The organism is Kitasatospora sp. NPDC002965, from assembly GCF_040611255.1.
Classification (GTDB): Bacteria; Actinomycetota; Actinomycetes; order Streptomycetales; family Streptomycetaceae; genus Kitasatospora.
The window spans coordinates 1-4,480 of sequence record NZ_JBEXNT010000262.1 but is presented as its reverse complement, the minus strand read 5'-3'; the positions used below and the strand labels follow the sequence as shown (position 1 = coordinate 4,480).

4 protein-coding genes are annotated in these 4,480 nt (G+C 73.8%); 3 read left to right on the top strand and 1 reads right to left on the bottom strand.

All coding sequences use genetic code 11. The features are described from left to right. The first annotated feature begins 534 nt into the window (after window positions 1-534). The gene (locus ABZY91_RS41440) at window positions 535-1,911 is read left to right on the top strand and encodes a hypothetical protein (RefSeq protein WP_355409355.1); all 1,377 of its coding nucleotides are present in this window, start codon (window positions 535-537) and stop codon (window positions 1,909-1,911) included. A 124-nt stretch (window positions 1,912-2,035) separates the two neighbouring features. On the opposite strand, the gene ABZY91_RS41435 is transcribed toward ABZY91_RS41440, so the two are convergent. After that, a complete protein-coding gene (locus ABZY91_RS41435) occupies window positions 2,036-2,722 on the bottom strand; it encodes an NAD(P)H-dependent oxidoreductase (RefSeq protein WP_355409353.1) in 687 nt (228 codons plus the stop codon). Window positions 2,723-2,812: 90 nt separating this feature from the next. On the opposite strand from ABZY91_RS41435, the gene ABZY91_RS41430 reads away from it, so the two are divergent. Then, window positions 2,813-3,274: a MarR family transcriptional regulator gene (locus ABZY91_RS41430; RefSeq protein WP_355409351.1), complete on the top strand. Its 462-nt coding sequence runs from the start codon at window positions 2,813-2,815 to the stop codon at window positions 3,272-3,274. Between the two features lie 210 nt (window positions 3,275-3,484). Beyond that, window positions 3,485-4,390, top strand: a complete 906-nt coding sequence (locus tag ABZY91_RS41425) for a class I SAM-dependent methyltransferase (protein ID WP_355409350.1) — start codon at window positions 3,485-3,487, stop codon at window positions 4,388-4,390. Window positions 4,391-4,480: the final 90 nt, after the last annotated feature.

The window sequence follows — 4,480 nt, the reverse complement described above, 5'->3', positions numbered from 1 at the left end:
TCGCCGTCGCCCTCCTCGGCTGCCTCGAAAACGGCCTCACCGTCCAGGGCATCAACTCCTTCTGGCAGAACGTCGCCCAAGGCGCCCTCCTCGTCACCGCCGTCGTCATCCAACAACGCCGCAACGGCGAACGCGCCGTCGGACTCCCCGCCTGATCAGCGCCCCGTGACCGGCGGTGCGGTCGCCGAGCCACGGCCGTACCGCCGCGCGCTGCCCGGTCCGGCGGGGCCGGGCAGCAGCCCGTCCGCCCGAGCCCCGCGCCGGCAACTGATGCGTGCGGTCGTCCTCGCCCTGACCAGGCTGTGCGCGCCCGCGATGCGCGAGCGCGGATGGGGCCGTGTGGTCAACCTCGCCTCAGTGCGACGTGCGGGTCGGTCACGTCCACCCGAACCCCCGAGCTGACGAGGCGTCACGGGCACGTTCTTTTACGGACAATCGTCCACCGGGGCGTTGACCGCCCACCCGCCCCGGCTATTGGCTCAGGGGGCCCGCCGGCCAACGAGGCCCGGGGGTAAGCCCGTTCGGGAGGACCTCATGTTCGCACCGCACCGTGCCCGATCCCTCACCGCCGCCGGCGCGTGCGCGGTGGCCGCCGTTCTCACGGCAGCCACCGCAGGGCCCGCCACGGCTCGCCCCGCCTCCGCACCACCGCGCGTCGAACGGATCAGCCAGGCCCCCGGCGGGGCGCAGGCCGACGGCGACTCCTACCTCGGCGCGCTCTCCGCCACCGGCCGCTACGCCGTCTTCACCTCCGACGCGGCCAACCTCGTGGCCGGCGACACCAACGGCGACTCCGACGTCTTCGTCCGCGACCTGCTCACCGGGCGGACCGAGCGCGTCAGCGTCGCCGACGACGGCGCCCAGGCCACCGGCACCTCCTCCGGGGCGGCGATCAGCGCCGACGGCCGCTACGTCGCCTTCGCCTCGGACGCCCCCGACCTGGTGCCCGGCGACACCAACGGCACCTTCGACGTGTACGTCCGCGACCGGGTCGCCGGGCACACCGAGCGGATCACCGCCGGCGACCCGTCCCGGCCCCAGTCCGGCGGCACCGACACCCCGGTGATCAGCTGGGACGGCCGCTACGTCGCGTTCGCCTCCGGCCGAAGCGATCTGGTCCCGGGCGACACCAACCACGTCGCCGACATCTTCGTGCACGACCGCCGCACCGGCACCGCCCGGCGGGCCAACGTCGCCGACGACGGAACCCAGGCCGGGAGCCCGGCCCGGCACCCCGCACTCAGCGCCGACGGCACCCGCATCACCTTCATCTCCCGCGACAGCCTCGCCCCGGCCCCCGAGGACGACCCGGAGGAGGACCCGGCGGACGGCGGTGGCGCGCAGATCGCCAAGCCCCGGACCTACCCGCTGTACGTCCACGACCTGCGGACCGGCAGGACCCGCCCCGCCAGCATCGGCCCCGACGGCAAGAAGTACGGCGCCCTCGACGGCGGGCTGAGCCCCGACGGGCGCTACGCGCTCTTCAGCTCCTACACGTCCATGGTCACCGGCTACACCCATCCGCAGATCTTCGTCCGCGACCTCCTCACGGAGACCACCGCCCTGGTCAGCACGGCCCACGACGGCGCGCCCGGCGCCGGGGACGGCCAGTCCCACTCCCCCGTGATGACCGCCGACAGCCGCCGGGTCTACTTCGCCTCGGCGGCCGCCAACCTGGTGCCCGGCGACACCAACGGCGTCGGCGACGTCTTCCGCCGTGACCTGTGGACGGGCCGGGTCGAGCGGGTCACGCCGTCCGCCGACGGCTCCGAGTCGGCGGTCGAGTCGGACGGACCGTCCATCGACGCGCTCGGTACGTCGGTGATGATCGCGTCCGCCGACACCCCCCTGGTGCCCGGGGACACCAACCAGCACCAGGACGTCTTCCTGCGCCGCCTGCCCCTGTTCTGAGCCGACCGGTCGACCCTGCCGCCGACGGCTTCCGGGCCCTCGCCCGCATCGGCGGCGGGCGTCGCGCGCCGGGCGCCGGGGCCGGCCCGCACGGAGCGTCGCGCCCCCGGCCCCGCCGACCCGTTCAACGGCCGGGGGGCGCGGCCTCCCGGCCGTGCGTTCCGGGGTCCGCGGAGCCGCGGGTCGGGGCGAGGGCGGCGAACCGCTTCTCGGTGTCGAGGAGCATCTGCCGGCGCTCCTCCGGGGTCCGCCGGGTGACGCGGTCGAAGTTGACCCACCGCAGGCCCTTGACGCCGATCTTTCCGAAGGTCCCCTTGAAGAGGATCTTGGTCAACGGGTCGCGGTACCACCATCGGTAGGCCCTGTCCGGGGTGGTCATGACGGACAGGACCGTGACCCCCTGCAGCCGCGGCAGCAGGTTGCGGAACGGGCTGCCCTTGGCCTCGGGCCGTTCGGCGAACACCACGCCCTTGGTGAGCACCCGGTCGAGGAACCCCTTGGTGGCCGCGGGCATCGCCTCCCACCACACCGGGAACGCGAACACCAGGTGGTCGGCGGCCATCAGGCGGTCCTGGTAGTCGCGCACCTGTGGGTCTGTCGCGGCGCCCTGCCGCCACGCGACGAGGTCCTGCCGGGTCATCACCGGCGAGAACCCGTCGGCGGCCAGGTCGATCAGGTCCACGTCGTGCCCCGCCGCGGTGGCGCCCCGGACGGCAGCGGCGGCGACGGCGGCGGTGAAGCTGCGGTGGTGCGGAACGTTGTCGGCCGAGGCGAAGGTGTACGGGTGGTCGAGGACCATCAGAACGCGCATGCGGTACTCCGGAGGAAGAGGAAACCGTTTCGCCAGCAACGGTTGCAGCCAGAACCGTCGCCTGTCAAACGAATGGGCTACCCTGACCCCATGAACAAGCCGATGCCGGACGATCTGGCCACGCTCTGGTATCTCACCCGCCGGGTCGCTGGCCTGATGGACCGTGCCGGCGAGGCGCTCTTCCAGCAGGAGCTGGGCATCTCCCTGGCACAGTTCCTCGTGCTCTCCGTCATCGACGCCCACCCCGGACCGCTCAACCAGCAGCAGGTGGCCGACCGGCTCGGCCTGACCAAGGGCACCGTCAGCCGCCAGATCGACCACGCGGTCTCCGCCGGACTGGTCGCGGTCCGGCCGTCCCCGCACAGCCGCCGGGAGAACGCCGTCCTCCTCACCCCGGCCGGCACCGATCTGGTCCGACGCGGCGACACGGCCCTGCACCGGGACCGCACGGCGTTCCTGCCGCGCCTCGACCCGGACGACATGCACGCCGCGATCCGTGTCCTGTCGGCCATGAACGACGCCCTCAGCCCCGCCCACGGTGCGCACCGCTGAGGCCCCGCCCCGGTACTGACCACCGGATGCCCGCCGGCACCCGTGGTGCCGACCACGACGAGGGCGTGCCCGGAGGGGAATACCCCAGGATTCACCCGTTCCAGTGAATCCGGCGGGCTCCCCGGCCGGGAGGCAGGCGCCGCACGGACAGTGGGAGAGACGCGGGGAGCTAGGACCCAGGGGTCTCGACACCCGCCCGAGGGAGGACGCATGGTCGACGCAGCGCGTCGGGGCACAGGTACGGAAGGCGTGAAGGGGGGCGTCGGCATCACCGCGCTCCTGGTCGCCGCAGCGCGGGCGATCGAGACCGACCGGCACGACAGCCTCGCCCGCGACGACTACGCGGAGCACTTCGTCCGCGCCGCACCGGCGTCCGCGGCGTGGCCCGTCCGCCTCCACGAGGTGCCGGAAGGCGACTTGAACCCGCTGTGGGGGCGTTTCGCCCGGTACTTCGGCCTGCGGACGAAGGTCCTCGACGACTTCCTCCTCCGGTCGGCGCACGCGGGGGCCCACCAGGTGGTCCTGCTCGGGGCGGGGCTCGACACCCGGGCGTTCCGGCTCGACTGGCCGCCCGGCTGCGTGGTCTTCGAGATCGACAGGGAGGGCGTGCTGGCGTTCAAGCACGACGTGCTCGACGGGCTGGCGACCACCCGGAAGGCGGCGCGCGTACCGGTCCCGACCGACCTGCGCGCCGACTGGGTCGGCGCCCTGACCGGGGCCGGCTTCGACGCGTCGGCGCCGAGCGTCTGGCTCGCCGAGGGGCTGCTGTTCTACCTGCCCGCCGCGGCCGAGACGTACCTCATCGACACGGTGGACCGGTTGAGCCCGGGGGGTAGCGCCCTGGCCTTCGAGGTCAAGCTGGAGAAGGACCTGCTGGCCTACCGCGACAGCCCGATCTACACGTCGACAAAGCATCAGATCGGCATCGACCTGCTCAGCCTGTTCGACGGCGGGCCCCGGCCCGACTCCGCGGGCCGGCTGACGGGCAAGGGCTGGTCGACGTCGGTCCACACCCCCTTCGACTTCACCCGCCGCCACGGGCGCGGCCCGTTGCCCGAGCAGAACGACGCGTTGGCGGGCAACCGGTGGGTGTTCGCGAACAGGCCCCGCACGTAGGGCCGCGCACCGGCCCCGCCGGCCGGACCACCGCGCGTCGGACCGCCGTCCGACGACGGGCCGGGGCCCGGCGGGCGGGAGCGGCTCCCG